This window comes from Clostridia bacterium (genome assembly GCA_035561135.1).
GTDB lineage: Bacteria > Acidobacteriota > Terriglobia > Terriglobales > Acidobacteriaceae > DATMYA01.
In genome coordinates, this window is sequence record DATMYA010000008.1 from 26071 (window position 1) to 53026 (window position 26956).

The 26956-nt window shown below is 56.7% G+C and carries 21 protein-coding genes; 11 read left to right on the forward strand and 10 right to left on the reverse strand.

What is annotated here, in order from left to right; genetic code table 11:
* Positions 1 to 49 precede the first annotated feature (49 nt).
* The 7 genes from VN622_00425 to VN622_00455 all read left to right on the forward strand — a co-directional run bounded on the left by VN622_00425 (position 50) and on the right by VN622_00455 (position 9417).
* Complete coding sequence (locus VN622_00425) at positions 50 to 1858, forward strand: hypothetical protein (protein HWR34317.1); 1809 nt, start codon at positions 50 to 52, stop codon at positions 1856 to 1858.
* Positions 1859 to 2041: 183 nt separating this feature from the next.
* A complete protein-coding gene (locus VN622_00430; protein ID HWR34318.1) occupies positions 2042 to 2908 on the forward strand; it encodes a sigma-70 family RNA polymerase sigma factor in 867 nt (288 codons plus the stop codon).
* A 139-nt stretch (positions 2909 to 3047) separates the two neighbouring features.
* Positions 3048 to 3488 carry an OsmC family protein gene (locus VN622_00435; GenBank protein HWR34319.1) on the forward strand — a complete coding sequence of 147 codons (441 nt, stop codon included), beginning with the start codon at positions 3048 to 3050 and terminating at the stop codon, positions 3486 to 3488.
* Positions 3489 to 3495: 7 nt separating this feature from the next.
* Entirely contained in the window at positions 3496 to 4860 is a 1365-nt protein-coding gene (locus VN622_00440) for a TolC family protein (protein ID HWR34320.1), read from the forward strand.
* 5 nt (positions 4861 to 4865) lie between these two features.
* On the forward strand, positions 4866 to 5978 hold the full coding sequence (locus VN622_00445) for an efflux RND transporter periplasmic adaptor subunit (GenBank protein HWR34321.1): 1113 nt from the start codon (positions 4866 to 4868) through the stop codon (positions 5976 to 5978).
* On the forward strand, positions 5978 to 9235 hold the full coding sequence (locus VN622_00450; protein ID HWR34322.1) for an efflux RND transporter permease subunit: 3258 nt from the start codon (positions 5978 to 5980) through the stop codon (positions 9233 to 9235). The genes VN622_00445 and VN622_00450 overlap by 1 nt, the downstream gene beginning before the upstream one ends.
* Positions 9232 to 9417: a DUF2892 domain-containing protein gene (locus VN622_00455; protein ID HWR34323.1), complete on the forward strand. Its 186-nt coding sequence runs from the start codon at positions 9232 to 9234 to the stop codon at positions 9415 to 9417. The genes VN622_00450 and VN622_00455 overlap by 4 nt, the downstream gene beginning before the upstream one ends.
* A gap of 104 nt (positions 9418 to 9521) precedes the next feature.
* On the opposite strand, the gene leuD is transcribed toward VN622_00455, so the two are convergent.
* Genes leuD through VN622_00475 form a run of 4 tightly spaced genes read right to left on the reverse strand, consistent with a single transcriptional unit; the run spans position 9522 to position 13859 of the window.
* Positions 9522 to 10112, reverse strand: coding sequence for a 3-isopropylmalate dehydratase small subunit (leuD, locus tag VN622_00460; protein ID HWR34324.1), 591 nt, complete (start codon positions 10110 to 10112; stop codon positions 9522 to 9524).
* The gene (gene leuC / locus VN622_00465) at positions 10109 to 11536 is read right to left on the reverse strand and encodes a 3-isopropylmalate dehydratase large subunit (protein HWR34325.1); all 1428 of its coding nucleotides are present in this window, start codon (positions 11534 to 11536) and stop codon (positions 10109 to 10111) included. Before leuC ends, leuD begins: the two co-directional genes overlap by 4 nt.
* Before the next feature lie 5 nt (positions 11537 to 11541).
* Positions 11542 to 12651, reverse strand: coding sequence for a 3-isopropylmalate dehydrogenase (leuB, locus tag VN622_00470; GenBank protein ID HWR34326.1), 1110 nt, complete (start codon positions 12649 to 12651; stop codon positions 11542 to 11544).
* A complete protein-coding gene (locus tag VN622_00475; protein ID HWR34327.1) occupies positions 12648 to 13859 on the reverse strand; it encodes a 2-isopropylmalate synthase in 1212 nt (403 codons plus the stop codon). Before VN622_00475 ends, leuB begins: the two co-directional genes overlap by 4 nt.
* Before the next feature lie 113 nt (positions 13860 to 13972).
* Here VN622_00475 and VN622_00480 point away from each other — a divergent pair, with 113 nt between their 5' ends.
* From VN622_00480 to VN622_00490, 3 genes are all read left to right on the forward strand, one after another.
* Positions 13973 to 14935, forward strand: coding sequence for a LysR family transcriptional regulator (locus VN622_00480; protein ID HWR34328.1), 963 nt, complete (start codon positions 13973 to 13975; stop codon positions 14933 to 14935).
* A gap of 392 nt (positions 14936 to 15327) precedes the next feature.
* Positions 15328 to 16452 carry a VOC family protein gene (locus VN622_00485; protein HWR34329.1) on the forward strand — a complete coding sequence of 375 codons (1125 nt, stop codon included), beginning with the start codon at positions 15328 to 15330 and terminating at the stop codon, positions 16450 to 16452.
* 83 nt (positions 16453 to 16535) lie between these two features.
* A complete protein-coding gene (locus tag VN622_00490) occupies positions 16536 to 17297 on the forward strand; it encodes an IclR family transcriptional regulator (GenBank protein ID HWR34330.1) in 762 nt (253 codons plus the stop codon).
* A 167-nt stretch (positions 17298 to 17464) separates the two neighbouring features.
* Here the strand turns inward: VN622_00490 and VN622_00495 are convergent, their stop codons facing one another.
* From VN622_00495 to VN622_00520, 6 genes are all read right to left on the reverse strand, one after another.
* Complete coding sequence (locus VN622_00495; GenBank protein ID HWR34331.1) at positions 17465 to 18784, reverse strand: Gfo/Idh/MocA family oxidoreductase; 1320 nt, start codon at positions 18782 to 18784, stop codon at positions 17465 to 17467.
* A 13-nt stretch (positions 18785 to 18797) separates the two neighbouring features.
* On the reverse strand, positions 18798 to 19664 hold the full coding sequence (locus VN622_00500; protein HWR34332.1) for a sugar phosphate isomerase/epimerase: 867 nt from the start codon (positions 19662 to 19664) through the stop codon (positions 18798 to 18800).
* On the reverse strand, positions 19661 to 20473 hold the full coding sequence (locus tag VN622_00505) for a DUF1080 domain-containing protein (GenBank protein ID HWR34333.1): 813 nt from the start codon (positions 20471 to 20473) through the stop codon (positions 19661 to 19663). The genes VN622_00500 and VN622_00505 overlap by 4 nt, the downstream gene beginning before the upstream one ends.
* Positions 20474 to 20720: 247 nt before the next feature.
* A complete protein-coding gene (locus VN622_00510; GenBank protein HWR34334.1) occupies positions 20721 to 24053 on the reverse strand; it encodes a carboxypeptidase regulatory-like domain-containing protein in 3333 nt (1110 codons plus the stop codon).
* A gap of 148 nt (positions 24054 to 24201) precedes the next feature.
* Positions 24202 to 24570: a potassium-transporting ATPase subunit C gene (locus VN622_00515; GenBank protein HWR34335.1), complete on the reverse strand. Its 369-nt coding sequence runs from the start codon at positions 24568 to 24570 to the stop codon at positions 24202 to 24204.
* Positions 24571 to 24639: 69 nt separating this feature from the next.
* Entirely contained in the window at positions 24640 to 25341 is a 702-nt protein-coding gene (locus VN622_00520; protein ID HWR34336.1) for a response regulator transcription factor, read from the reverse strand.
* A 170-nt stretch (positions 25342 to 25511) separates the two neighbouring features.
* Here VN622_00520 and VN622_00525 point away from each other — a divergent pair, with 170 nt between their 5' ends.
* Complete coding sequence (locus tag VN622_00525; GenBank protein HWR34337.1) at positions 25512 to 26951, forward strand: DUF4118 domain-containing protein; 1440 nt, start codon at positions 25512 to 25514, stop codon at positions 26949 to 26951.
* Positions 26952 to 26956 lie beyond the last annotated feature (5 nt).

The window sequence follows — 26956 nt, forward strand, 5'->3', positions numbered from 1 at the left end:
GGCGCCGCGTCTCGCCTCCATGTCCGGGCCAATACGAGGAGGAATCTCGATGAAATCGCAAAAGTGGTTATGTTTTCTGCTATTGGCTTCCAGCTTTGTGCTAGCCCAGGCTGGCGCACCCAACACCAATTCCCCCGGTGATATGTCCGCGATCCTCACCGAACTGAAGCAATTGCATCAGGCAATCGCCGATCAGCAAAAGCAGATATCGCAACAACAACAGGAGATAGAAAAACTACGGCAACAGCAATCCGTGGCCCCGCGCGAAGTCTCTGGCAACTCCGCAGCTTCGCCACGTTTGATCAACGCCGTTTCACATCCCCCAATTGCATCCAGTACGGTCAGCGCATCTGTTTCTACCGCAACTCCACAGACGACGGGACCGAGCGCGCCCGCTGCAAGTCCTGTCGCGGCCGTGGCACCTGTCCGTGTGTTTCCGGTCGATCCGCCGAAGAAAGAGGGGTTCCTTCCGGACATCACGATCGGCAACAAAATTCGCATCAAGCCGTATGGATTTCTCAAGGCGAGTGCGATTTATGACACCGCTTCACCTTATGGAAATGACTTCCCGCTGCCTGGGTTCATCGGCGATGCGAACGGTCCAGACAAGCAGCCCGAGTTTCATATCAAGGCAAGAAGCCTTCGCCTCGGCGCCAACTTCGAGTGGCCGGACTTGTCACCGAATGTCATCGTCACCGGCAAGTTCGAGATGGACTTCGAAGGCAATTTCACCCGCGTTAATAATCGCAACATCAGCGCTATTCGTTCCAGCATGCCCTCCATTCGCCTTGGGTATGGACGCGTTGACTGGGCGACTACCGACAAAACAACCTTGTTCGCGTTGTTCGGACAGGATTGGACTCCGTTCGGATCCTCTACGCTGCCGAACCTGCTCGAATCGACGGGTTTGGGCATAGGCTTCGGAACTCTTTATGAGCGAGCGCCACAAGTGCGCGTTGGGGTGAACCGGAAGCTTGGCGGCGAAAGAAAATGGGCTATACAACCGGAGTTCGCTGTTGTGCTGCCCGTCTTCGCAAACCTGCCCGCCAATCTCGCGGATCAACTTGGATACGGCGAGCGCCAAGGAACTGATGCGGGACGTCCCGAAATCCAAGGCCGGCTCGTGACCCAGTTCCAACTCGACAAAGCTAAAGGCGTGCCACCGGCGCAGATTATTGTGAGCGGCATGCAGGGCGAGCGCACCGCGATTGTGCTCGCGTCGGGAGTTCCGTTGCCATTCACGGCCGCATTCCCGGCTGGCGCTCGTGTCACGACGACCCGATACGGTTACACCGGCGAGGTTCAGCTCCCGACTCGTTTCTTCACCCTCACCGCGAAGTACTACAACGGGACAGATCTTCGTTTCTACTTTGCCGGTCAGCTTTATACTCAGTTCAACGACACCACTGGGATGATCGCTCTCGCGCCGGCATTGTCGGTAGACGGCGCGTCCACGCTTGCTTTCGGATTGCTGAATGGCGTGCCGGTGGTCGCACCACAACGGCCTGCGCGCTCGCAGGGCGGGTTCGTCAACCTTGGGCTTCCGCTATCGCGTTGGGCTAACGCTGCCGCCGAAGGGCGGAATGCAGGCTGGACCATGTACCTGCATTATGGTTTCGACCAGGTGCTCGCCCGCGATGTCCGCCGTTTCGGTGGAGGTCGCGCCAAGAGTGATTTGGGTTCGGCACAGCTTCAGTACAAGCTGAACAACTGGGTAACGTTTGCCGTCGAGGAATCGCTTTACCGCACGCGCGCGATTCCGCTAGTAACAACTGGGACTTTCCCCCTTTTCCAGGGCCGCCCCATGCGAGAGATCAACAACATTCGTAGCGAATTTGGGACAATCTTCAATTTCTAGACCGGCAGCTTTCAGATCATCAGAGCTCTGCCGGTCATCTCAAGCGATTGGCAGACGAGAAGTCGCTGAGCCACTGAGCTAAGCCAAACCGTGTCTTCCTGTCTATAACGACGCTCGGGTTGTCAAGACAGACCTCTTAGTAGCTCAGCAGCTCAACTTGTCTCGCCTGCTAACATTGAGGTAATGAAAGCGGACTTGGAGCAGGCGCTAACCGCCTTGAAATCCGGTGATGTCGAAGGGGGCCTGAGGCTGCTCGAACGCACAGTGCTGTCTTTTGGCATGAAGGTCTGCGGCCATCGAGAGGACGCCGAGGACACTGCCCAGGAGGTCCTGCTAAAGCTCCTGCCATACATCACGCGCTTCGACAATCCGAGTGCTTTCGCCGTGTGGCTGTACACGGTCGCGCGCAATCGATGCCTGATGAGCCGACGGCGCAGCAAATTTGCTCCCCGCGAACATCTCCGGCTCGAAGACCTGATGCCGGATGGTCAGGAACTCGCGGCCCTTGCCTCGCCAAAAGAGGCTACGCCCGAGTCGTTGTTGCTCCGCGCAGAGCACTCGGAGCATGTGCGCTCGGCGCTGCAGAACATCCCGGCACAATACCGGCTTGTCCTGGTGCTGCACGACATGGAAGGACTCGGAACTGCTGAGATTGCCAAGATCATGGCAATACGTGAGGGCACGGTGAGAGTGCGCCTTCATCGCGCACGACTCGCGCTTCGACAGGAACTTTCATCACGCGAGCGGAGTGTTTCGCACCTGAAGAAGCAGCCAGTTCAGAAGCCTCGACAGTGTCGCGAGATTTTCGCCGCACTCTCCGACTACCTCGACCAAACGCTTGATCCTGGCATGTGTGACAAGCTTGAAAAGCACTTGGACGGGTGTCAGCCCTGCGAAGCGTTTCTCGCCGATCTGGAGCGCACCGTCGAGCGTTGCCGCGCGTATGACGCCGGGTGCAAGTCCAAGCAGACAAGTAAGTTCCGCGACAGAGTTTTGCAAGATTACAAACGCGTACTGTCTTCCATCCAGAAGAAGGCTGCCGCACGCTAACGCCTTTCCCGTTTTGGCACTCCGACTCCAATCAATTCTTCTTACTTGAACTGTAACGATTCACCTGTCCTTAGCATTTAGTGGATGTCGGCGCAGGTAGCCGAATCACACAGTCCGGAATTCCGGACGCGAGGGGACAATGATTCTGGGATCCGTAACACTTCAGCAGCCAACAGGAACAGGGCGACAGTTCGTCGCGACGAGCGGCACTGGCCATAACCTGGTTATCGACGATGCAGCGGGCGGCACCGGAGCCAAACCAATCGAACTCGTGGCGATTGCGCTCGCAGGTTGCACGGCTTTCGACGTCATCAACATTCTTCGCAAGAAGCGCCAAACCGTGACTGGATACGAAGTCCGGTGCGAGGCCGACCAGGCCAGCGAACCACCGCAGGTGTTTACGAACGTCCGCATTCATCATGTGATCACCGGTGAAAACGTTTCTCCCCAAGCAGTCGAGGAGGCCATTCGCCTCTCGGAGGAGAAGTACTGCTCAGTGGGCGCCATGATCAAGCAGAGCGCACCCCTGCATACGACATACGAACTCTTCTCTTCTGCAAACGCACTAGCGACGAAGTAAGGCGGAGATGATGAAAGTGTCCCACAAAGCCGCGCTAGCGCTTGCATTGGCGTTCCTGCCGACGCTCATGGCCGCACAGCGCCCTGAACCACTGACGCTCTCCGAGGCCGTGCAGATCGCATTGGAGAAGAACCCTCTGCGCAAGGCCGCCATCGCAGACACGCGTGCCGCGCGCGCCGGCGTGCGCGAGGCGAGAGCGGCGTTCTATCCGAGGCTGATGTTCTCGGAGGCCGCCATCCGCGGAAACGACCCAGTATTTGTTTTCGGCACGAAGCTTCGACAGCAACGATTCGGGACGGGCGACTTCGCTCTGAACCAACTCAATACGCCCACGCCGCTCGGCGACTTCACGTCACGTTTGAGTGGTCAGTGGCGGATATTCGACTCGTTCCAGAACTCCCGCTCGGTGAAGCGCGCGCGCCACCTGAATGGAGCCTCGGCCAGCCAGCTTGAACGCACAGACCAGGAGTTGATCGCGAGGGTGGTGCAGGCGTACTACGGCGTACTTCTCGCTGCGAAACGCGTGACCGTTGCGGACGAGGCGCTTAAGACCTCGCAGGCAATAGAAGAACACAGCCGCCGACGTGTCGAAAGCGGGCTAGCCGTTGAGGCCGACCTCTTGAGCGCCAAGGTGCTGACAGCCTCTCGCCAGCAGGAACTGATTCGCGCACGGAACGACCTCTCATTCGCTGGTGTCAAGCTGGCGATTGCACTGGGAGTTTCGGCTGACGATGTCTTTGAGCCCGCTGATGTGCTCGTTGAGCGCACCCTTGCGGAGCCCTCGATTGCGGACCTGGAGCGCGGCGCACTCGATCGCCGGCCGGACCTTCGCCGCGTCCGCAGTGAACAGTCAGCACAGCAGCAATCCGTATCGATTGCGAAATCAGCATTCGGGCCGCGCCTGGAAGCTTTCGGTTCATGGCAGACGGACAGCCACTCGCTCGGTTGGAACGGTGGAAACAACTGGACCGCCGGCCTGGAACTCCAGTTCGACCTGTTCTCGGGCGGCGCAAAGCTCGCGCAATTGCAGCGCGAAAAGGCGACGGCAGAACGCGTCGCTGCGCTGCGAGCGGCTTTCGAAAACAACATACGCCTGGAAGTCCGTGGTGCCTACTACGACTATGATGCCGCGCGTCAGCAGGTGGCCGTAGCGAAGGCCGCCACATCGCACGCGACGGAAAGCCTGCGCATCCTGCAGAACCGGTATAACGCCGGTCTCGCGACCGTGACCGATCTATTGCGCGTTGAAGAGGCAGCACACCGCGCGCAGACCGATTATTGGGATGCGATCTATCGCGTACACACCAGTTACGCCAACCTCGAACTCGCGTCGGGGACGCTCACAGTGAATTCTCCCGTGGTGTTGCCATGAAAGTTATGAAGACAACTGTTCTTTCAATTGCGCTACTCCCGCTTGCTTTGACATTCGCAGGTTGCAGCCATGAAAAGACTGCGGTCAGTGCCGCACCGGAAACCGTTCGGGGAGTGCAAACAATCACCGTACAGCGAGCAAGCTTGCTTGCTTACTATGACGCCGTCGGCACTGTTCGCTCCGTGCAGACTGCACAGCTCGCAAGCCAGGCGACGGGCGTTGTTGTGCGGGTGAATGCCCGTGAGGGTGACCGCGTGCGTCGAGGCCAGGTGCTCGCGGTCATCGACGACTCGCAAACGCGCGCCGGGCTCAATCGCGCCAGTGCGGCGCTGGGATCGACTCAGCAAGATATTGCCGTCGCCGAGGCCGAGCTGACGTTGGCAGCATCGACCCTGAAACGTTACCAGGGTCTCTACGAAAGCAAATCGGTCAGCCCACACGAGTTTGATGAGATCAAGACGCGCTACGAGGCCGCGAAAGCGCGTCGCGAAGCCGCTCTTGCGGGACGCACGCAGGCCGACGCCGCGGTGGCACAGGCTCGGACGATGCAGGGCTTTACGCAGATTCGCGCGCCGTTCGATGGCGTGGTCACCGCGAAGCTCACCGAAACCGGCAACCTTGCCAGCCCCGGCACGCCGATTTTCGTCGTTGAGGATTCAAGCCGATTCCGGCTTGAAGCCAACGTCGACGAGCGCGCAGTGAGTACCGTTCGCCTGGGGCAAACAGTTCCAGTGATTCTCGACGCAGTTGGGGAAGACAGCCTTGCGGGCAAAGTCGTGCAGATCCTTCCCGCTGTCGATCCTGCCAGCCACACATTCCTCATCAAGATAGAGCTTCCGCGTGACCAGCGTATTCGCTCCGGGCTCTTCGGCCGCGCGCGTTTCCCGCTGGGTAATCGCGAATCGCTGGCAGCGCCACAAACGGCCGTCGTGCAGCGCGGAACGATGCAGGCGGTGTACGTCGTCGGCGCCGACCAGGTGGCCAGCCTGCGTTACGTATCGCTCGGCCGTGCCGACGCCAACGGCGTCGAAGTGCTGTCCGGCCTCCAGAGCGGAGAGCGTATCGTCGCCAAGCCCGGCTCTGACGAACTGAACGGCAAGAAGATAGAGGTGCGGTGATGTCCAATTCTCCGACCCTTCGTGCCGCTGGCAAACTCGCCCGCAGCTTCATCGACTCAAAGCTAACGCCGCTGGTGATCGTCGCTTCCCTCCTGCTTGGCGCATTCGCCACCTTGCGGACTCCGCGCGAAGAAGAGCCGCAGATCGTCGTGCCCATGCTCGACGTATTGGTGCAGATGCCAGGCGCGAGTGCCGCTGAAGTGCAGGAGCGCGTTAGCGTGCCCATGGAACGCCTTCTGCGCGAGATACCCGGAGTCGAATACATCTACACAATCTCGCATCCCGAAGCATCGATGCTCGTCGTTCGCTTCGAGGTGGGCACAAAGGAAGAAGATGCGATCGTCAAGACGTATAACAAGCTCTATTCGAACTTCGACCGCATTCCACCCGGTGTTTCGCATCCGCTCATAAAGCCGCGTTCGATCGACGACGTCCCGATCCTGGCGCTCACCCTTTGGGGTAAAGGACACGATGGGTACGAATTGCGACGTATCGCCGCCGAGGTCGAGAGTGCGATCAAGCAGGTAGATGATGTCTCCGAGACGCACATCATCGGCGGACAGCGGCGTCAGGTCCGCGTCGTGCTCGATTCTCAGCGGCTCGCCGCCTATGGCATGACCCCCGCTGCTGTCGCCATCCAACTTGAGCGCGCAAACATGCGAGCACAGGCCGGGAGCTTCGCATCGGATAATCGCGAATTCCAGGTGGAGGCGGGCCGGTTCCTCAGCTCCGCAAACGACCTACGGCAGATCGTCGTTGGAGTGAACGGCGGCAGGCCTATCTACCTTCGCGATGTCGTCCAGGAAATCGTGGACGGTCCCGAGGAGCCGAATAGCTACGTCTCTTTTGCCAATGCTGCAGGCGCAGGATCGAACGCCCAGAAAGGCGACTTCCCTGCCGTCACGATCACGGTCGCCAAGCGCAAGAGCACCAACGCCACCGTGATCGCCCAAAGCGTGCTTCGCCGTGTCGAAGACATGAAGCACAATCTTCTGCCTTCTGACGTGAACGTCACGGTAACGCGCAACTACGGCCAGACGGCGAAAGAGAAGTCCGACGAGTTGCTTCAGCATTTGCTGATTGCAACGTTCTCGGTGGCGTTGCTGATCGCGCTCGCCCTGGGATGGCGCGAGTCAGGCGTCGTGCTCGTTGCAATCCCGGTCACGCTCGCGCTCACGCTTGCCATCTTCTATTTCTTTGGATACACGCTGAACCGCGTCACTCTTTTCGCGCTTATCTTCTCGATCGGCATTCTTGTGGACGATGCAATTGTCGTGGTCGAGAACATCGTGCGCCATTTCCGGCTGCCAAAGAACGGCGGGCGCTCGCTCACGCAGGTTGCGATCGAAGCGGTCGATGAGGTCGGCAACCCGACCATTCTCGCGACCTTTGCGGTAATCGCCGCGATTATGCCGATGGCGCTTGTCCGCGGGCTCATGGGCCCCTACATGCGTCCGATTCCTGTTGGTGCATCGGCTGCCATGATCTTCTCGCTCCTGGTCGCGTTCGTGGTTTCGCCCTGGGCCGCACTTCGTCTGCTCAGGCACTATGCCGACCGCCCAGGAGAGGAACACGAGAAAGAAGGATGGACCACGCGACTCTATCGCCGTGTCATGACGCCGCTGATCAGCAACTCCGCCCGGCGCTGGCAATTTCTCGGCGTGGTAGTCGTACTCCTGTTGCTCGCGTGTTCGCTGGTCGCGTTCAAACTCGTCCGCGTCAAAATGCTTCCGTTCGACAACAAAAGCGAGTTCCAGGTCATCATCGACATGCCGAACGGCACCACGCTCGAACAGACGACGCGTGTCGCGCAGGAACTCGGACGTGCGCTGTCGCTTGAGCCCGAAGTTTCCAATTACCAAATCCACTCGGGAACTGCCGGCCCGCATAATTTCAATGGACTCGTGCGGCACTACTTCCTGCGCAGCGGTGCGAATGTGGCCGACATCCAGGTCAACCTGCTCGATCGTCACGAACGCAAGGAACAGAGTCATGATATTGCAAAGCGGCTGCGGCCCAAGTTGGTCGAGATCGGCAATCAGTTTGGAGCGAAGATCAAGGTCGCAGAGGTACCACCCGGACCGCCAGTCCTGCAGACGCTCGTCGCTGAAGTCTATGGACCTGACTACCGGCAGCAGATAGAAGTCGCAAAGCAGATCAAGGGGATATTTCAGCAGACTCCAGGCGTCGTCGATGTTGATTGGTACGTCGAAGATCCGCAGGCAAAGTACGACATGGTGGTGGATCTCGACAAAGCCGCGCTGCACGGCGTCTCTGCCGCCGACGTCACCCGCACGGTCCAAATAGGGCTTGGCGGTAGCACGGCAGGGCTGCTGCACACGACGGACTCACGGGAAGACGTACCGATTCGCGTGCAGCTCGCAAGGCCGGTACGTTCCGGAGTCGATGCGCTTGCGGCGCTCCGCCTCCCCACCGCTACGGGCGCGCAGGTTTCTCTGGCCGAGGTAACGAACACTCACCAAACCACGATCGACACGAGCCTGTATCGGAAAAACCTGCGGCCAGTGGTCTACGTGACCGGAGACATTTCGGGCGCGGAAGAGAGCCCTGTCTACGCCATCATGAAAATGAACAGGGCGATCGACGAGCTGAAGTTTCCGGGCGGCTACACCATAAAGCGATACACGGCGACGCTTCCCGATGAACACGATCGCGTGGCGATGAAGTGGGACGGCGAATGGCACATCACCTACGAAGTGTTCCGCGATCTCGGAATTGCCTTCGCCGCTGTGCTCGTGCTGATCTATGTCCTCGTCGTTGGCTGGTTCCGTTCGTTCATCACGCCGCTGGTCATCATGGCGCCGATCCCGCTGACGCTCGTCGGCATTCTGCCCGCGCACGCCGCCCTTGGCGCTTTCTTCACCGCAACCTCGATGATTGGCTTCATTGCAGGGGCCGGCATCATCGTACGGAATTCCATTATCCTGGTGGACTTCATTGAGCTTCGCCGTTCGGAGGGCATGCCGCTGGAGCAGGCAGTCATCGATGCAGGGGCAGTGCGTTTCCGCCCAATGCTGCTGACGGCGGCTGCGGTCGTCGTCGGCGCCAGCGTCATTCTTTTCGATCCGATCTTTCAGGGACTCGCGCTTTCACTCATGGCGGGCGAGGTGGCATCCACGCTGCTTTCACGCATGGCCGTGCCGGTCTTGTACTACATGTCACAACGGCGGAGAACTCCGCCGGATTCGGTCCTGGAGTGCGCACCAGAACAAAATTCTACGGAGGTACACGCATGACAGTCGAACGCGCTCTGCGCCTGATGGCCGGAGCATTCGTGCTGCTTTCACTGGCATTGGGCTACTGGGTCAACCCGTGGTGGTTCCTGTTCACAGCCTTCGTCGGCTTGAACCTATTCCAATCAGGAATCTCAAACTGGTGTCCGGCGATGATGTTTCTGAAGAAATTGGGACTACGCTGAAAGCGCTCTACTCGGTGTGTGTGTGCACACACACACCGAGGCGTTGCGCTCCCCCCAGGAGCGAGCGATTGTATGAGGTCGCTAATGGTGGACGGTGCGTTAGCTCAGTAGCGGCGCCGATTGTGTTCATAAGCTGTGATGTCAGCTTCATGAGCAAGAGTCAGGTCAATGTCATCCAATCCTTCCAGTAGGCACCGTTGCCGGAACGGGTCAATCCAGAAGGGCGTCCGCATTCCGCTGTCATCTGTTACCTCGAGGTTTTCAAGATCTACAGTGAGCTGATATCCGTTTGCTGCGCACGCCGCAAACAGTCTGTCGACTTCGGAATCGCTGAGCGTCACCGTAAGCAGTCCGTTCTTGGACGCATTGGAATGGAAGATGTCTGCAAAGGAGGGTGCGATCACCACCCGGAAACCGTAGTCGAGCAGCGCCCACGCCGCGTGCTCGCGCGAAGAACCGCATCCGAAGTTGCGCCTGGCCAGCAGGATCGTACCTTGCGTGTAAGAATCGAGATTCAGCACGAAGTTCCTCTCTGCCGAACCGTCGCCCTGAAAGCGCCAGTTGTAGAACAGGAAGTTTCCGTAGCCGGTGCGTTCAATGCGCTTCAGGAACTGCTTCGGAATTATCTGATCGGTATCGACGTTGGTTCGGTCAAGAGGGACGACCACGCCCTTGTGCTTTCTCAATGGTTTCATAGACTCACGCCTTGCAATGGCCAGTCGCGCACGTCAACGAAATGACCTGCTACTGCTGCAGCGGCCGCCATCGCTGGGCTGACCAGATGGGTGCGGCCGCCCCGACCTTGCCGCCCCTCGAAATTTCGATTGCTGGTGGATGCACAGCGTTCGCCCGGGGCCAGCGTGTCAGGATTCATGCCAAGACACATCGAACATCCTGGTTCGCGCCACTCTGCTCCGGCCTCGATGAAAATCTTATGCAGGCCTTCGTTTTCAGCCTGCATCTTCACAATGCCCGATCCGGGTACGACGATTGCGCGAACACGCCGGTTGATCTTGTAGCCATGTAGCACTCGCGCCGCTTCACGAAGGTCTTCAAGGCGGCCGTTCGTGCAGGACCCAATAAAGACGCAATCCACGGGAATACTGCTGATCGAGCAACCTGGCTGCAAACCCATGTACTCAAGTGCGCTGATTGTTGCGTTCCGCTCGGCGTGATCCATTGCGTCCGTGATTCCGGGGACTACACCACTTACCGGAGAAGACATTCCCGGCGATGTTCCCCAAGTGATGAATGGTTCGAGCTTGTCGCAATCGAATTCAACGGTGTGATCGAAATGAGCGCCTTCGTCGCTGACGAGCGTCCGCCAATACTCGACAGTGCGGTCCCACTCCGCGGTGGATGGAGCACTCGGCCTATTCTTCAGATACGCGAACGTGATGTCGTCCGGAGCAACCATTCCAGCGCGTGCTCCGCTTTCGATGCTCATGTTGCAGAGCGTCATTCGACCTTCCATCGACAATCGCCTGACGGCATCCCCCCGGTACTCGATGACGTAACCGGTGGCTCCATCGGTCCCGATCTGATGGATTATGGCAAGCGCAAGATCCTTCGCCGTAGTGCCAGCCGCCATCTCGCCGCGCACGCGGATCTGCATCGTGCGCGGACGTTGCTGGGGGAGGCATTGCGTAGCGAGGACGTGCTCAACCTCGGATGTCCCGATGCCGAAAGCGAGGGCGCCGAATGCTCCATGTGTGCTGGTGTGGCTGTCTCCGCAAACGATAGTCATGCCGGGCTGGGTATATCCCTGCTCGGGACCGATCACATGGACAATTCCCTGACGCTGGTCGCCAACATCGAAGAGCTGAATCCCGCTCTCACGGCAGTTCTGCCTGAGGGTTTCAATCTGCTGCAACGCAATCGGATCCTGGATGTTCAGTCTTTCGGCGGCGGTCGTGGGGACATTGTGGTCAACCGTCGAAATGGTTCTGTCCGGGCGGCGAACACTTCTTCCATTCAGCCGCAGTCCCTGAAATGCCTGCGGCGAAGTGACCTCGTGAACAAGGTGCAGGTCGATATAAATAAGTGCCGGTTCGCCATTGGCCTCGCGAACGATGTGCGATGACCAAACTTTGTCGAATAGGGTCTGAGGTCTGGACATATCTCCTACACCGCATGAGAGGCGTGATTGCTGCTGAGCCGGTCAGCCACCCGCATTTTCACTTGCGCACCAATCTCTTCCGTGGAACTCGCCAGTTTCTTCGCCACTGGATCCACGATCAGGTCAGCCGAACGGTAGCCAGCGTCGAGCGTGTCCACTATCGAGAACTCGATTGCATCGGCTTCGGTCGACAGTTTCGCGCTGTAACGAAGCAACATGGCAGCAGAGGCGATCGCTCCTATCGGATTGGCGATGTGTTTGCCAGCTATGTCAGGGGCGGAGCCGTGAATCGGCTCGTAAAGATCGACCGCCCCGCCGATGCTGGCAGAAGGCAACAGGCCCAAGGACCCAGTAATGACCGCCGCTTCATCGGAAAGGATGTCTCCAAAGAGATTCTCAGTGATGATCACGTCGAAACGGGCGGGAGTCGTCACGAGTTGCATCGCGAAGGAATCCACTAGCGCGTGTTCAAGTGTCACATCCGGGTAGTCTTCTGCCACCCGCGTCACGACGGAACGCCAGAGCCGGGAGGTTTCGAGGACATTGGCCTTGTCAACCGAGATTACTTTCCGGCGGCGCTCGCGAGCCTTCTCAAACGCGACAATGGCAACACGTTCGATTTCGCCCTCGGTGTAGCTCATGGTGTTGAATGCAAGCTTACGTTCCGGGTCGTGTCCTCGGGGCTCACCGAAATAAAGCCCCCCAAGCAGTTCGCGAACCACAAGAATGTCCGCCCCCCTTCGCACCTCTGAGCGCAGAGGAGAGCAGTCAGACACCGATTCGTACGCGATTGCGGGGCGCAGATTTGCAAAGCATCCGAGCGCGCGGCGCAGGTTCAGCAGCCCTGTCTCTGGACGAAGGTGCGCCTCGAACGAGTCGAATGCCGGCCCGCCCACGGCGCCAAGCAACACCGCGTCGCTTTCCAGGCAACTGTCAAGCGTCTGCTGCGGCAGCGGACTGCCGCACTCCAGCACAGCGCCGCCGCCGATTGGTCGCTCGACAAATGTGAACGTATAACCGCCCGCATCGGCGATTGTGCTAAGAATGTTTACTGCCTGCCGCGTAACCTCAGGTCCGATGCCATCGCCGGGGAGGACCGTGATACGGAAGTTCATGACTGAATCCTTGTGGAAGGTTGTATTGCCGTGACTGGCGCCCGCTGCGTCAACAAGAGAGAGATAAGGTCTTGATCGTAAATCTTCTTCTTGCGATCGGACAACTGCGTAAACCTTCGATAGACCTGATTCAGTTCTTCACCCTCGAGTTCAAACCCCAGCTCCTTGTACTTGAAGAGCAGCGCATGACGTCCGGAGTGTTTGCCGAGAACGATACGCGCCGGAGCCATGCCCACTGATTCAGGCGTCATGATTTCGTAGCACAGCGGGTTCTTGAGAACTCCGTGCTGATGGATACCGGCCTCGTGGGCGAAAGCGTTTCTACCCACGATTGCCTTATTGGGTTGCACCGCAAAGCCGACGGTTTCAGATAACAGCTGGCTCGCGCTGTACAGCTTCTCGTGACAAATGCCGGTCACGACTGAATGCAAATCTGGCCGGACATAAAGCGCCATCGCCAGTTCTTCGAGAGCCGCGTTGCCTGCGCGCTCGCCGATCCCGTTGATCGTACACTCCACCTGCCGTGCTCCTGCAGCAACCGCTGCAAGCGAGTTAGCCACTGCAAGGCCGAGATCATTGTGGCAGTGGGCCGAAATAACGACGTCGTCGGCTCGCTTCAGGCGCTCCCGGATTGTGCCGATCAGGTTCCCGTACTCCACTGGCGTCGTGTATCCAACAGTGTCGGGAATGTTCAGCGTCGTGGCACCTGCGTCCACAACTGTCTGCAGGACCTCGCAGAGGAAGTTCACATCTGAGCGCGTCGCGTCTTCGGGAGAGAATTCGACATCTTCACACAGCGACCGGGCGTAAGCCACGCACTCGCCTGCCTGTCGCAAGGCATCGCCACGCGTCATCTTTAACTTGAAACTCAAGTGAATATCCGAGGTAGCGAGAAATGTGTGAATCCGGGGACGAGCGGCTGCACGAATAGCCTCCCACGCGGTTTGAATGTCCTGCTGAACGCATCTCGCCAGTGCCGCTACACGTGCTCCGCGTATTGCATTCGCGATCCGTTGCACCGCGTCGAAATCGCCGGAGGAAGCGATCGGGAACCCCGCCTCGATAACATCGACGCCGAGTTCTTCCAGCTTGTGCGCAAGGCGCAGCTTCTCGGGGGTGTTCATGCTGCAGCCTGGAGCTTGTTCACCATCACGTAGCGAAGTATCGAAGATCAGCAACCGGTCGGACTGTTGAGGAACATTACTCATCTTACGAATGTCGGCCGGTCGGCCTCATAAGTCAAACTAATAATACTTCACCTATAATTAGTATATGTGATTTAATAACCGCACCTTATATCCAAATTGCCGTGGAGTGATACATGGATTTGTATCAGCTTGAAACGTTTCTTGCGGTATCAGAGGAGAAGAGCTTTTCGCGTGCCGCTCAACGCCTGCACCGGACGCAATCCGCTATCAGCCAGACCATCAGCCGGCTGGAAGAGGAGCTTGGCGAACTCCTATTCGACCGTTCTTCGCGCGACGGAAGCCTGACAGACGCGGGCAGGTTACTGATCAAATACGCAGAGAAACTGCTGAATCTGCGTACGGAAGCCAGTGATGCCCTGGTGGAACTCCGGCAGCTCCATCACGGAAAGCTGGTCATCGGGGCGAACGAGTTTACGGCGCTGTGCCTGCTCCCCATTTTGGACGAGTTCCATCGCTTGCACCCGACCATCAAAATCCAGGTGCAGCGGTCGCTGGCTAGCCAGATCCCCAACCAAGTCATTAATCACAACGTGGAATTCGGAATAGTTTCATTCCGGCCGGACGATCCCGCACTTGCTTCGACTGTGTTTTACCGCGATGAACTCGTCTTCGTCGTCTACCCACAGCATCCGCTCGCAACTGCGAAAAAGGTAGGTATTCGCGATCTGGGTGCAGAATCGTTTGTTGCACACAACGTCTTTTCGCCGTACAGAGTGAAAGTAATCGAAGCGTTCAAGAGTCACAAGACGACACTGCACATGAACCTTGAGCTGCCAACGCTGGAGTCGATAACGCAGTTCGTGGCTATGGGGAATGGCGTGGCGCTACTTCCGCGCATCTCGGTGGATGCGGAGCTTAAACGTGGTGAACTGATTGAGGTTCCGGTACGGGAGCTAAGCTTTGTACGCAAGATGAGGATTGTGTCTAGATTGGGAGGTGTTCCTTCCCACGCCGGGCGTGCGTTTCTCGCCGTGTGCCAGTCTTTTGCAGCATTATCGGGAGGGCGATACCTCTACAAGGCAGATCACACCTCAAAACCTATGTCGACGAAACACCGCCGCGCCGCGTCGACCTAAAGCTGTGTCTTGGATATCGGAGCGGGCGTTACTGGGGCTATTTCGCAACAAACTGATCAACTGGACCACGCCACCTTTCAACGTGGGAACCTGACACGTGCGAAACGGTTACATATCTCGCATCGTGGTATGGCGCGCCATTTTGTATACCCAACAACAATTCAGCAAACTATACTCATATCGCTTTCATGTAAGTTCATTGTTGTTTTGCCGTGACTTTCCAAAGCCTAAGCGGAAGTGCCCGGTGAACTCTTCGTCGCCGGAAGAGCTCGCTCCCGTCTCATCGCTTTTCGAAGTCTGACGGCGGAGAGATCACAGCACGGAGTCTCGGGTTTTTCCTACTACAAAGGACTGACTATACCTGGCGACATGTAGTCTATTTTGGAAAGGCTGTGACTATCGTGAAACGGACAGCTCTATTACTCATCGCCAGTCTTATAGCAAGTTTCGCTATCGGCGCGTACGCTGCCGACAACCAAGTTAATCGCCCTAAGATCATTGGCGTGGCGCATATTGCGATTTACGTTAGCGACTTGCAGAAGGCGCGTGCGTTTTACAAAGACTTTCTCGGATACGAAGAGCCCTACGCAATCAAGCGCGATGACGGAACCGATCGCATCGCTGTCATCAAGATCAACGAAGATCAATACATTGAGCTGTTCGCGGACCCTCCGAAACAGGATGGCCAACTCAACCACGTTTCCATCCTCACCGATTCCGCTGAACAGATGCGGCTCTATCTGGATTCCAAAGGCATTAACGTCCCGGAGAAGGTTGGAAAAGGACGAATCGGGAATTCGAATTTCAACATTGTGGACCCGGACGGCCACACGCTAGAAATCGTCCAGTACGAGCCCGCTAGCTGGACCCGGCGCGAAACCGGCAAGCATATTCCGCCGACACGGATCTCGACCCACATGCCCCATTTAGGCTTCACAGTCCGTGACCTGAATGTCTCCCTCAAGTTCTATGGCGATGTCCTTGATTTTCGCGAAGTGTGGCGCGGAAGTCCCTCCCCGCAAGTGCTGAGCTGGGTCCACATGCAAGTTCCGGATGGAAAAGAATTTTTCGAGCTCATGCTCTATTCCAGACCGCTGACGAGCGAACAGTTGGGCGGAAAGAACCATCTTTGTCTGATAGTCCCCGACATTCAGAATGCGGTTGCAGACTTAAATGCTCGTCCGGCTCGAAAGGGCTACACTCGCCCGATCGAAATCCGAACAGGAGTTAACGGGAAGCGCCAGGCGAACCTCTTCGATCCGGATGGCACGCGCGTTGAGTTGATGGAGGCCGACACTGTGGACGGAAAGGTGGTTGCTCCCTCGAAAGCACCCGCCCCAAGATTCGATCCAGGCGCTACGCCAGTCGCGACCAGCGCTACGCGCCCAAGCACCGTGGCTAACATTCACCGACATTCAACGGGCTCCATCGCGATGATGTTCTTGGATCGTCTCGCGGAGTTTCGGATGTACTGGAACAACGGATCCGAGACGAATGTGCCTAGGTCGTCGTTGTGAGTTTCCGCTTGACAGCGTTACCGTTCTCTATGTAACGATACGCCGTGCCACATTCTGAGACACACATCGAGAGTCCATACCGAGTGCAAGTTCTCGATCGCGCACTCGCAATCCTCAACGTCCTCAGCGACCAAAAGGTCGGCCTCAGCTTGGCGGAATTATCCGAGAAGCTACAATTGCACAAGAGCACTGTGCACCGGCTTGTCATGGTTTTGGAGCGACACCGGCTTGTAGATAAGCATCCCCAGACGGCTCGTTATCGGCTAGGGATGAGATTGTTCGAACTTGGATCCAAGGCAATCGACAACATTGATCTTCGCGAACGGTGCCGTCCTCACTTGACCCGCATCGTTTACGAAATCAATGAGACCGTACATTGCAGCGTTCTCGACCACGGCGAAGTGCTGTACATCGAAAAGATGGAACCTCAACGAGGCTTACGCATGGCGTCGAGCGTAGGCTATCGCGCGCCTGCATACTGCACCGCCATGGGCAAGGCGATGTTGGCGTTACTGCCGGAAGTCGAGGTGGACGAAATTGTCCGGCAATCAGGCTTGAAGCAAGTGACCCGGAAGACAATCGTTACCCCTGCCGACCTCAGAGCTGAACTTAAACTAATCCGTTTACGCCATTACGCAATGGACGATGAGGAGAAAGAAGAAGGCGTGCGCTGCGTCGGCGCTGCGGTGGTTGGCTACTCAGGGCGTCCAGTTGCGGCCATCAGTGTTTCAGGGCCTTCGTTTAGAATCACCAAGGACAAGCTACCCAACATCGCAAAAGCTGTGATCGACGTGGCTAGGGCGCTCTCGGCTGAACTCGGGCACAAACCGCAAGATCTTAGTTAGCCTGACAAAGAGGACGATGACTTAACATCGTCGCCAAACGCCGCCGCAATCCGGACAGAGTTTCCACTACTGCTTCGGGTGATACGTCCAAGTCACTTGGCGCGCAATTTACGCGGCAAATTGACGGCAGCAGTCGGCAAGAGACCAGCTGCGCGACACTGGCCGGACTAAACGTGTACCTCCCAACCCTTCTGGTATTCCCTGCTCCAGGACCGCATCGCCTCTGGATCATTCTGGATATGCGCGTTCTTTGAATCGAGGTGTAACACCCGGTTCAGCTTCCATGCGATGTTCGAAAGGTGCAGCATCGTCACGGAGACGTTCCCTGTTTGGATCGGCGCATGCAGCTGTTCGCCTGCTCGAACTCCGTCGATCAGGTTTCGGAAATGATCGTTCGTCATCCCATCCTGTCCGCGAAGATCGCGAGTCGTGGTCTTTTCGTTCGTGTGAAATTCTTCGATTTTCTTGTCATCGAGGCTGAATACTTCATAACTGGTCCGATCGATAAGAACAGTTCCCTCGGTTCCGTGGATGGTGACGCCGCGACCACGGCCGTAGTACTCCTTGCCTTGGCAGCTCATGCCTTCCCACGTGATCATCTTGTCGTCGTATTCGAAATTTGTTACGAGCGTGTCGTAGAACTCCCAATCGTCCTTAAAGTGGTATCGGCCGCCGGAAGCGGTTACGCGCTTGGGATAGCGGACTCCGAGTGCCCAACGGCAGAGATCAACCTCATGTGATCCGTTGTTCAGACTTTCACCCGTACCGTAGTGCCACAACCAGTGCCAGTTATACGGGTGAAGGTTGTCCTTGTACTGTCTTCGCGGTGCTGGTCCCTGCCAAAGGTCCCAATCAAGGTTCTGCGGAACAGGAACTGCTTTGCCCGTTCCGATTGGCTTGCGGGTGTTGCAGTACCAAGCCTTGGCAAAGTAAGGCCGACCGATAAGCCCCTCGTGAATCCGCTTGATGATTTTGATGGTGTGCTCGGAGGAGCGCTGCTGGCTGCCCAACTGAACGAGCTTGCCGTACCTGCGCTGCGCCTCGACCAGCATCTCGCCTTCACGCGGGTTGTGACTGCTAGGCTTTTCGACGTATACATGCTTACCAGCCTGTAGTCCCTTGATCGCCATCGGCGCCTGCCAGTGTTCGGGGGTAGCGACCGTAATTACGTCAACATCCTTCGACTCCAGCACTTTGCGAAAGTCTCTTTCGGCCGCCGGAGCATTGCCGAATTCGTTCTGTGCGCGAGCAACGAATTTTTCAAGAATTTTGCTGTCGACATCACATGCGTAAACCAGGTTTGCCACATCCTTATTGGCTTTCAACGCCGAAAGGTGTGCGTAGCCTCGGCCATTCAACCCAATGATTGCGAAATTGACGCGGTCGTTTGCGCCGAGTATGCGTTCATAGCTCTTCGCCGTGGGCGCCAGCGCCAACCCCGCGGCACCAACTGCCAGAGAATTCAGAAATTCACGCCGGGATACCATCGATTCTCCTCTGTTATAGCGACGCCAGTACGCCGCGCACGTATCCCACCGACTCGGCCAATCCGGGTAGTGGATCTTTCGCATCCTTCTCGAATTCAAAATGCAACGTGTGGGAGTAGTTCAGCTTTATCACTTGCTTAAGAAGCTTTGGAATGTCGATGACGCCTCGCCCAATCTCCACAGTGGTGCCGCTCGCCTGCGCTGCGGAAACATCTTTAATATGAATGTCGAATACGCGATCGAAGCATTTTGTGAGCTGATCGGTAGGATCCAAACCGATGCGCTGAGTGTGCGAAACGTCAATGCACACGCCCATGCGCTTGTCCATGTTCGCGACGGCTTTATAGGCGTCCTCAGGACTGGGATAGTTTTTGTCTGTGGGGCCGTGATTATGAATGGCCAGGATGATGTCGGTTTCCTTTACCACGCGTTCACACAAGGGCAGCATTGCCTTGTCTGGGCCGCCGACTATCATCTTCATCCCTGCCTTCTTTGCATATGCAAACGCCTGACGGACTTCGTCTTCTGACCGCATGTACACCACGCCACAGGATTCCGGCTCCAACCCCGCCTGCTTCATCTTTTCGATAGCGGCGACAAGCTCCGCGTCTGAGCTCTTTAGCGGCAGGTGCATATCCTTCAACGTAATTTTCTTCATCCCAAGCCGCTTGGTCATGTCGATCACCTGATCGAGCGTGAACTGACGGAAGGTGTACGAGGCCATTCCAAGATCAAATAGTCGCGCCGCCTTCTTCGTCTTCGAGCCAGACGATTCCTTAGCAAACGCCTTCTGCACTATCTCCGGCGAGAATGGAATTGAGCCCGCCGCAGCAGCAACGCCAATGGTCTTCAAGAAAACACGTCTCGAAGCTTCATTCATTTACTTATTTCTCCTGTCTTTGGTGATGATGGAAGCATACGGATTTTCACATTCCGGTAGAACACCTCGCTTCCGTGCTCCTGCAACAAAATGTGCCCCTGCGTTGCTTCCCCGAATCCCGTACGGTCTTTGAACTTGCTCATGGCCTTACGCTCTAGAAAGTCCTTGCCCCCACGTTCGTACTCAACCACCTTCACTCCGTTCAGCCAATGCTCAACATGACTTCCTTGTACGACGATGCGGGCGTGGTTCCACTCGCCAATCGGATTTGGCATTTTGGTCGCTGCCGGAATAAGGTCGTAAAGGGATGCAAGTGTGCGATTGCCGTCTTTGCCCAGCTTTGCGTCCGGGTGCTTCGCGTCATCAAGAACCTGGTATTCCAGCCCTATGGCGGAACCAGGAGTTCGCGGCAGTTGCTCAGTTACGAAATACTTTATGCCGCTGTTGGCGCCATCCGTCAGCTTGAAGTCCACCATCAAATCGAAATTGCTATATTCGTCAACGGTTACGATATCGCCGCCTTGCGCCGCCTCCCCGCCACCGAACGACTGCACGATCATCATGCCGTCCCGCACATCCCAAGCCTTTGCCGGAAATGAATCGAGATAGGCTCCTCGCCATCCCTTCGTCGTCTTGCCATCGAACAATAACTTCCAGCCTTCTTTCTTCTCTTTCGGGGACAGCGTATTGGGCTTTGCTCCACCGCTTGCGGATCGCCTAGCATCGGCTGTCTGCGCCACGGAGAGGCCGAGCCCAATAAAAATTAGTGCCAGTACCGCCTTGTATAAAAGCCTACGATTTCTTCTCATAGAGGCCCTCTAAACCACACTTCTCAGTCGACGATTTTCGCGCTGAGTCTGGGCGCCATCAGATGAACTAAAGGGCACCATGCTAGATTCCGAATCCGGCAGCATTGGATTGCCAAAGATGTACTCTCACCTATACCGCCGGGAACGTGCGGAGAAGGTTGTGAACGGTTAAGTTCAAGCGAAACCATCCTCATAAGGAAAAGCAGATGGCTGGAAAGTCCAGCCATCTGCAGTCGAGGAGGCAGACTTAGAACAACAAGCGAAGTCCAAGTTGGATTTCGCGCATCGAGCGCGCGCCTGAAATTTTCCCGAACGTGTTTAGGTTCGACATATTCGCGCTAGGATCGTTCAGGTTAACTATGTTAAGTGCGTTTGTTGCCTCGCCACGGAACTCCAACTTGTAGCGCTCCGTGAACTTGAAGGTTCTGGAAAGCGCCAAGTCCAGGTATTTTGCTCCAGGACCATACAGGAAATTACGCGGTGAGTTGCCATCCACTGGCGCCCCGTTTATGAGCTTGGTGGGGTTGCTGGGATCCTTCACAGCCTCTACAGGCACGTTTTGCACGAAGGCGGCCGTGTTGAACCATTGGTCTTTCGATCGATCCGACAAGAATGGATCGCCGATGAGCTGTGCGCGGTCGTTCCCGTAGCCGTCCATGTTTGCGTCAAGACCGTTCAAAACCGAGAACGGGGAGCCGCTGCGAACACGGAAAATCGGCGAGATCTGCCATCCGTTTAGGATGTGACCCAGCACTTTGCTGTCACCGTGGTAGTAATCCGGTTGGAATACGATCGCCAGGTTGAAAGCGTGACGGACATCAGAATCGCATGGGCCTCTGTCCTCCCACAGTTTGCCTAGGTTCTGCGCCACGCCTGTGCTGCCGCCCTGCAATTGTGCACTGCACAGTGTCTTGCTCCACACATACGAAGTGGTGACGTTGACGTTGTGCGACATGCGCTTATTGCCGGTAACCTGCAGCGAATTGTAGGACGATGTCTGGTTTGACATCGTTTGCGAGATAGACCCAAAGGCCTGATTCGGTCGCCGATTCTGAACACTCGTGCCGGACTTCTGCGAAGTTTGATCCAGCACAGGATAGTTCAGATCATAGCTGAACGGCAGGTTGTGACTCATTGAGCCGACGTACGCCACAGAAGTCGAAGTCGTGCTTGTGAGCTGCCGCTGCACCGACAAATTCAACTGATACGTGTATGGCCAATCGAAGCCCGGTGCTATGCCCAAGGTAGAGCCACCGTTGGTGAACTGGCCGTTGTAGGGAAACGGAGCGCCACCCGTGTAGTTCCGATAAGGATCGCTGAGAGTGGCGCCGTTAATGGTGCCCGTATTGGTGAATGTCAAGCGAGTCGAAAACGGCTGGAAATTTGAAGTCTGGTTCCATTCGTTGCCCGAGATGCTGCCCCAGAAAAGGCCTGCACCACCGCGGATCGACGTTTTGCCGTCATTCCAGGGATCGTAAGCAAAACCAAATCGCGGTGAGATGTGTCCCCAACGGACAGGAACTATGCCGCGCGACACTCCCTCATCACCAGGGAAGACCAGGCCCACCGGAGCGTTCGGATTAACAACGGACTTTTGTCCAGGGATAAACGTGGACATTCGGTCCATCGTGTCCGTCGGGGGCGTCTGGATGTCCCAGCGCAATCCTAAGTTCAGGGTCAAGTTGGGCAGAACGCGGAAATCGTCCTGGAAGAAAGTGGCGATGTTATAGGTGCTCGTGGACGGTTCAACCGGGGAATCCTGCGTGATCCTGGAGGGAATTCCAAGCAGGAAGTTGGCAAAGCCGTTCGTTGTAAGCGAAGTATCAAACGTAAATTGGCCGTAGTTGTTCAGAAGCGTTGCTTGGTCATCTTTCTCCAGCGATACCTCGCCGCCGAACCGCATATTGTGCCGGCCATGATTGAGGCTGAACACGTCCCGGAGAGAGTACATATTTGATCCCGCGACCGGTCCGGCAATTGCAGAGCCCAGAGTGAAGTACCCGTTCACGGTTATTTGCGGCAACGAAGGCGTGCCCTGAGGCAAGAATGTAGAGCCGAAATCGCGAAGCGACATGTCGCTCGACGCGCACGCGCCTTCAATTCCTGCGCAGACGTTCAGGCGGCCGCCCATCATTCGCGAGTACACCAGCCATGTCTGGTTCACCATGCTGGAGTTGATGATGTACGTGTCGCTTACATTGACGTTGGTCTGACGCCACTTATATTGCTGCTCTGACCACGGCACATTTGAACTGCCGCCATTGACGGAATTGTCTCCCGCATTGGTAAAGAAAGAGCCCGACAGTTGGTGTTTCGCCGTCAACTGATGGTCAATCTTGATCAGGTAATCGTCGCTGTTGTATGGGTTCACGTGGAACCCTTGATAGTTGTTTGTGCTCGTTATAGCGTTTGGCTGCGGGATGAAAGTATTCAGAATCTTGAGCGCCGCCGGATCCATTCGATTCTGGGGAATTACGTTGCCAGGGAAACAACCAGCTGTGTTGACGACGCCGTTGACAACATTGCCGCACTTCAGCCCCGCAGCAAGACGCACGGGATCGGCAATATACACAGGCTTTCCCTTCGAGAGAGTCTTCGAGAAGTCGCCCGCTCTCTCGAGTTCTGTGGGGACGATTGCAGAGTTCATAAAGCTTGACGTTACTTGACGAAGCCCGGCATAAGAACCGAAGAAGAAGGTCTTATTTTTCTTGATCGGGCCGCCTAATGTGAAACCGAATTGGTTCCGATGCAGCGGGCCGCTGCCCTGCTGAGAACCCCACGGCTTGGCGTTCAGCTTGTCGTTGCGCCAGAATTCGAACGCTGATCCGTGAAACTCGTTCGTGCCGGACTTCGTGACCACGTTCACGACGCCGTTTGCAAAGCGGCCGTATTCTGCGCTGTATGCATTCGTTTGAACGCGGAACTCCTGGATTGCATCCGGGTTCGGCAGCGGGTTGCCCGTATTGCGCAGCCCAGTCATATTGGTTCCGCCATCCAGGAAGTAGTTCACCGTGCCGGTGTAGTTGCCATCAGAGCCGCCATTAATGAGCGTCTTCTGCACAGGGAAGCCAAGCGCAATCTCGTTGACGTTCGACTGCACGCCGGGGGTGATGTCCAACAACTTGTATACGTTTCGATTGACTAGAGGCAAAGATTGGATTTCGACGTTCTGAATGGTTTGGCCGATTTCGGCGTTATTCGTATTCACCAGCGGCGCCGCGCCCGCTACCTCGACAAGTTCTTCCACTGCGCCGGGTTTGAGTATGGCATCAAAGCGCCCGCTCTGATTAATCTCGAGAACCATCCCCTTCTGCACATATTTGCTAAAACCCTGAGCTGCCACTTCGATGTTGTAAGAACCGATCGGTAGAAACTCGATCCGATATTCTCCACGATCGTTAGTCTTAGCGGTCCGAACCAGGTTGGTTCCGATGTTGGTAGCCGTAACAGCAGCACCCACAACCACCGCACCCGATGCATCTTTCACAGTTCCTGACAGCATTGCGGTCGTTAGCTGAGCCTGCGCTCCCGCAACGCAAAGAATGAACATCAGACAAACAACAATGAGCTTGTTTCTCATTCAGCCTATCCCCCTCACTATCCGTTACAGATAAAGACAAAGTTACGGCTGGGCCTGATTTCAGAAATGTACGCGGCCAAAAGGTATCGCATGGAAAACAGAGTTCCGCAATACAAAAGAGACGACGTCTCGCGATGTGGGACGGGCACTAACCAAACTGGGCGCGGGCTATGCGCGCCACTTGATACTCGGCTGACGCGGGCGTGATGTGCGGATCAAGTCCAGAGGCGTATGCGGTTGCGGAAACGATCGGGACCGGGTGGGATGCAACTTGCTCTGCCCTGACCGCCTGCGCAACACAATCGACCAACTTCTGGTTCGTTGGCGCAAAGCTCGAAGCTCCGGAGTTCGTCGCGTCGTAGCCTGTCCTGGCAGCGGAAGGTCCACGATCTGGCCGACATTGCGAGAGCCGACTGCGTAACCGGCTGCCACCAAGGAAAGTGACGATACGGAGATAGGTGCCCGAAGACAATGTGCACGATGCTGTGCATCCGAATCGCCCCTCGGAACTTGCCAAAGAACGATTAGAATGCCGCGAATTAGGAACTGGCTAAGGCGAACGTAAAGGGGAACGTAGAGGCTGGAATTAGTCTGAGATGGGTTCGCCCTCTGCAAGAAAGCGATAACCGATCCAGCGCTCCGTAACGATGTAGCGCCGGCGATCGACTTCGTTCTCCAACTTTTTGCGAAGCTGGCCAACAAAAACTCGCAGGTATTCAGATTGTTCGGAATGGTCTGAACCCCAGACGGCCGCGAGCAGCGCTCGATGCTGAACCACCTTGCCAGGGTGGCGCGAGAGATAGGCCAGCAGTTCAAATTCTTTGGGTGTCAGATGTATGTCGCGTCCGCGAACGCTTACACTGTGGCCGGCAAGATCGATCTTAAAATCGCCTACTTCGATTGTGCTGATATCTTCAGAAGCCGGAATACGTCGGAGGTTTGCGCGCACACGCGCGAGCAGCTCATTGAGGCTGAACGGCTTCGTGACGTAGTCGTCGGCGCCCAGATCGAGTGCCTTGATCTTCGTGCGCTCGTCTTCCCTAACAGATAAGACGATGATCGGCACTTGCGAGCGCGTCCGCAGCTCACGGCAGAGCGCCAGTCCGTCCATGTTCGGCATGGCCACATCGGTGATGACCAGATCCGGCGACCAATCTTTCACGATCTCCAGTGCAGTCTCTCCATCGTTCGCCACTCGCACGTCGTACGGCTGCGCGGAAAGAGTGGTGCGGAGCACGCGCGAGATCTGCAAATCGTCATCAACCACAAGAATCCGTGAGGGCGCCACTACTTCACCTCTAGTGTCACGACATGCACGTCCACGGCTGGCGCATCGCGAAGGAACGTGTGAATCGCGGAGAGGTAGAGATACTTCTGCAAGCCGCTCTGCGCCGATCGGCCAAAGATAACATTTTATTGTAAGCGTGCCATCCCATCACCAGGGGGTACAATTCCGGCGTGACCTCGGCATCCATGGTCCGCAGATACGTCGCTATCACTATCGCAGTCGTCGCTATTGTCTTTACCTACAAGCGGCTGCTGCCGGTCAATCCGACAACCGTTGCACTCACTCTCCTGGTAGCAGTTTTGCTCACTTCCACCTACTGGGGACTGCGGGTGGCGATCTTCCTGGCCGTCCTCGCAACAGCCGCGTTCAACTACTTTTTTCTGCCTCCCTTCGGAACGTTCACGATTGCCGGCGCCCAAAATTGGATCGCACTGATTGCCTTCCTGGTGACCGCCTTGACGGCGAGCAATCTCGCTGAACGTGCGCGCCGGGAAGCGGAAGATGCACGCAATCAGCGCAGGAGCCTGGAACACCTCTACATACTCAGTCAGCACCTTCTCACGGTTGAAAACGTTCCCGAGTTGATGAATGCCATTCCGAAGCTCGTGGCGGAGTCGTTCCGCACCAGGGGAGCCGCGCTCGTTACGATGACGAAGCCCACTATCTACAGGTCACACCCGGAGCTCGTATTTGACGCGGGCACGCTGAACGCGACGGTGGCTCGCGGCGAACTCAGCTCCAGTAATGGCGTGTCTTACATCCCACTTCGCCTGGGTGTTCGCACCGTCGGAGCACTTGCAATCAGCGGCGGATCGATCTCACGCGAGACGGCCGAAGCTATTGGGAGCCTGGTTGGGACAGCAATTGAACGAACACGCGCGGTCGATGAGCTTGCAACGACTCGAGCCGCGCAAGAGAATGAACGCCTGCGTTCTGCGTTGCTCGATTCCGTGACTCACGAATTCCGGACGCCGCTTACAAGCATCAAGGCCAGCATCACGGGACTGCTCGCCGCTTCCGGGCTGGATGAAGCTCAACGCACCGAACTGCTTACGATAGTGAATGAGGAAACCGATCGCCTGAATCGACTCGTCGGCGAAGCAGCCGAGATGGCGCAGTTGAACGCCCACACTGTCACCTTGGATCTTCACTCACAGTCCATGGCAGAGATTGTCGAGTCAGTATTGGAGGACGTCAGGCCTGCACTTAAGGAGCACCCCACTGAAATTGACATCCCTCCCGGCCTGCCGAACGTCGTGGCCGACTTTGAGCGCACTCGCGAAGTCGTGAGACACTTGGTGGAGAACGCCGCGAAGTACTCTCCCGCAGGAACGCACATTCGCATCACCGCCGAAAAGAAAGACGGCTATGTTATGACTAGCGTAGCCGACCACGGCCCCGGCATCGACTCCATGGAGCAGTCGCTCATCTTCGACAAGTTCTATAGGGGGCGACGGGAACGGTACGCCGCATATGGAACCGGAATGGGCTTAGCAATTGCCAAAGTCATCGTCGAAGCGCAAAAGGGGACGATCAGCGTTGTAAGCCAACTCGGACGCGGAGCCGTTTTTTCCTTCACGGTTCCCATTGCGCCTAGCGGCGACAACTGAGTTGG

What these genes read in the sequence shown, in the direction of transcription:
- VN622_00425 (HWR34317.1), top strand. Translation starts at nt 50, where the DNA reads ATGAAATCGCAAAAGTGGTTATGTTTTCTGCTATTGGCTTCCAGCTTT.
- VN622_00430 (HWR34318.1), top strand. Translation starts at nt 2,042, where the DNA reads ATGAAAGCGGACTTGGAGCAGGCGCTAACCGCCTTGAAATCCGGTGAT.
- VN622_00435 (HWR34319.1), top strand. Translation starts at nt 3,048, where the DNA reads ATGATTCTGGGATCCGTAACACTTCAGCAGCCAACAGGAACAGGGCGA.
- VN622_00440 (HWR34320.1), top strand. Translation starts at nt 3,496, where the DNA reads ATGATGAAAGTGTCCCACAAAGCCGCGCTAGCGCTTGCATTGGCGTTC.
- VN622_00445 (HWR34321.1), top strand. Translation starts at nt 4,866, where the DNA reads ATGAAGACAACTGTTCTTTCAATTGCGCTACTCCCGCTTGCTTTGACA.
- VN622_00450 (HWR34322.1), top strand. Translation starts at nt 5,978, where the DNA reads ATGTCCAATTCTCCGACCCTTCGTGCCGCTGGCAAACTCGCCCGCAGC.
- VN622_00455 (HWR34323.1), top strand. Translation starts at nt 9,232, where the DNA reads ATGACAGTCGAACGCGCTCTGCGCCTGATGGCCGGAGCATTCGTGCTG.
- leuD (HWR34324.1), bottom strand. Translation starts at nt 10,112, where the DNA reads ATGAAACCATTGAGAAAGCACAAGGGCGTGGTCGTCCCTCTTGACCGA.
- leuC (HWR34325.1), bottom strand. Translation starts at nt 11,536, where the DNA reads ATGTCCAGACCTCAGACCCTATTCGACAAAGTTTGGTCATCGCACATC.
- leuB (HWR34326.1), bottom strand. Translation starts at nt 12,651, where the DNA reads ATGAACTTCCGTATCACGGTCCTCCCCGGCGATGGCATCGGACCTGAG.
- VN622_00475 (HWR34327.1), bottom strand. Translation starts at nt 13,859, where the DNA reads ATGAGTAATGTTCCTCAACAGTCCGACCGGTTGCTGATCTTCGATACT.
- VN622_00480 (HWR34328.1), top strand. Translation starts at nt 13,973, where the DNA reads ATGGATTTGTATCAGCTTGAAACGTTTCTTGCGGTATCAGAGGAGAAG.
- VN622_00495 (HWR34331.1), bottom strand. Translation starts at nt 18,784, where the DNA reads ATGGTATCCCGGCGTGAATTTCTGAATTCTCTGGCAGTTGGTGCCGCG.
- VN622_00500 (HWR34332.1), bottom strand. Translation starts at nt 19,664, where the DNA reads ATGAATGAAGCTTCGAGACGTGTTTTCTTGAAGACCATTGGCGTTGCT.
- VN622_00505 (HWR34333.1), bottom strand. Translation starts at nt 20,473, where the DNA reads ATGAGAAGAAATCGTAGGCTTTTATACAAGGCGGTACTGGCACTAATT.
- VN622_00510 (HWR34334.1), bottom strand. Translation starts at nt 24,053, where the DNA reads ATGAGAAACAAGCTCATTGTTGTTTGTCTGATGTTCATTCTTTGCGTT.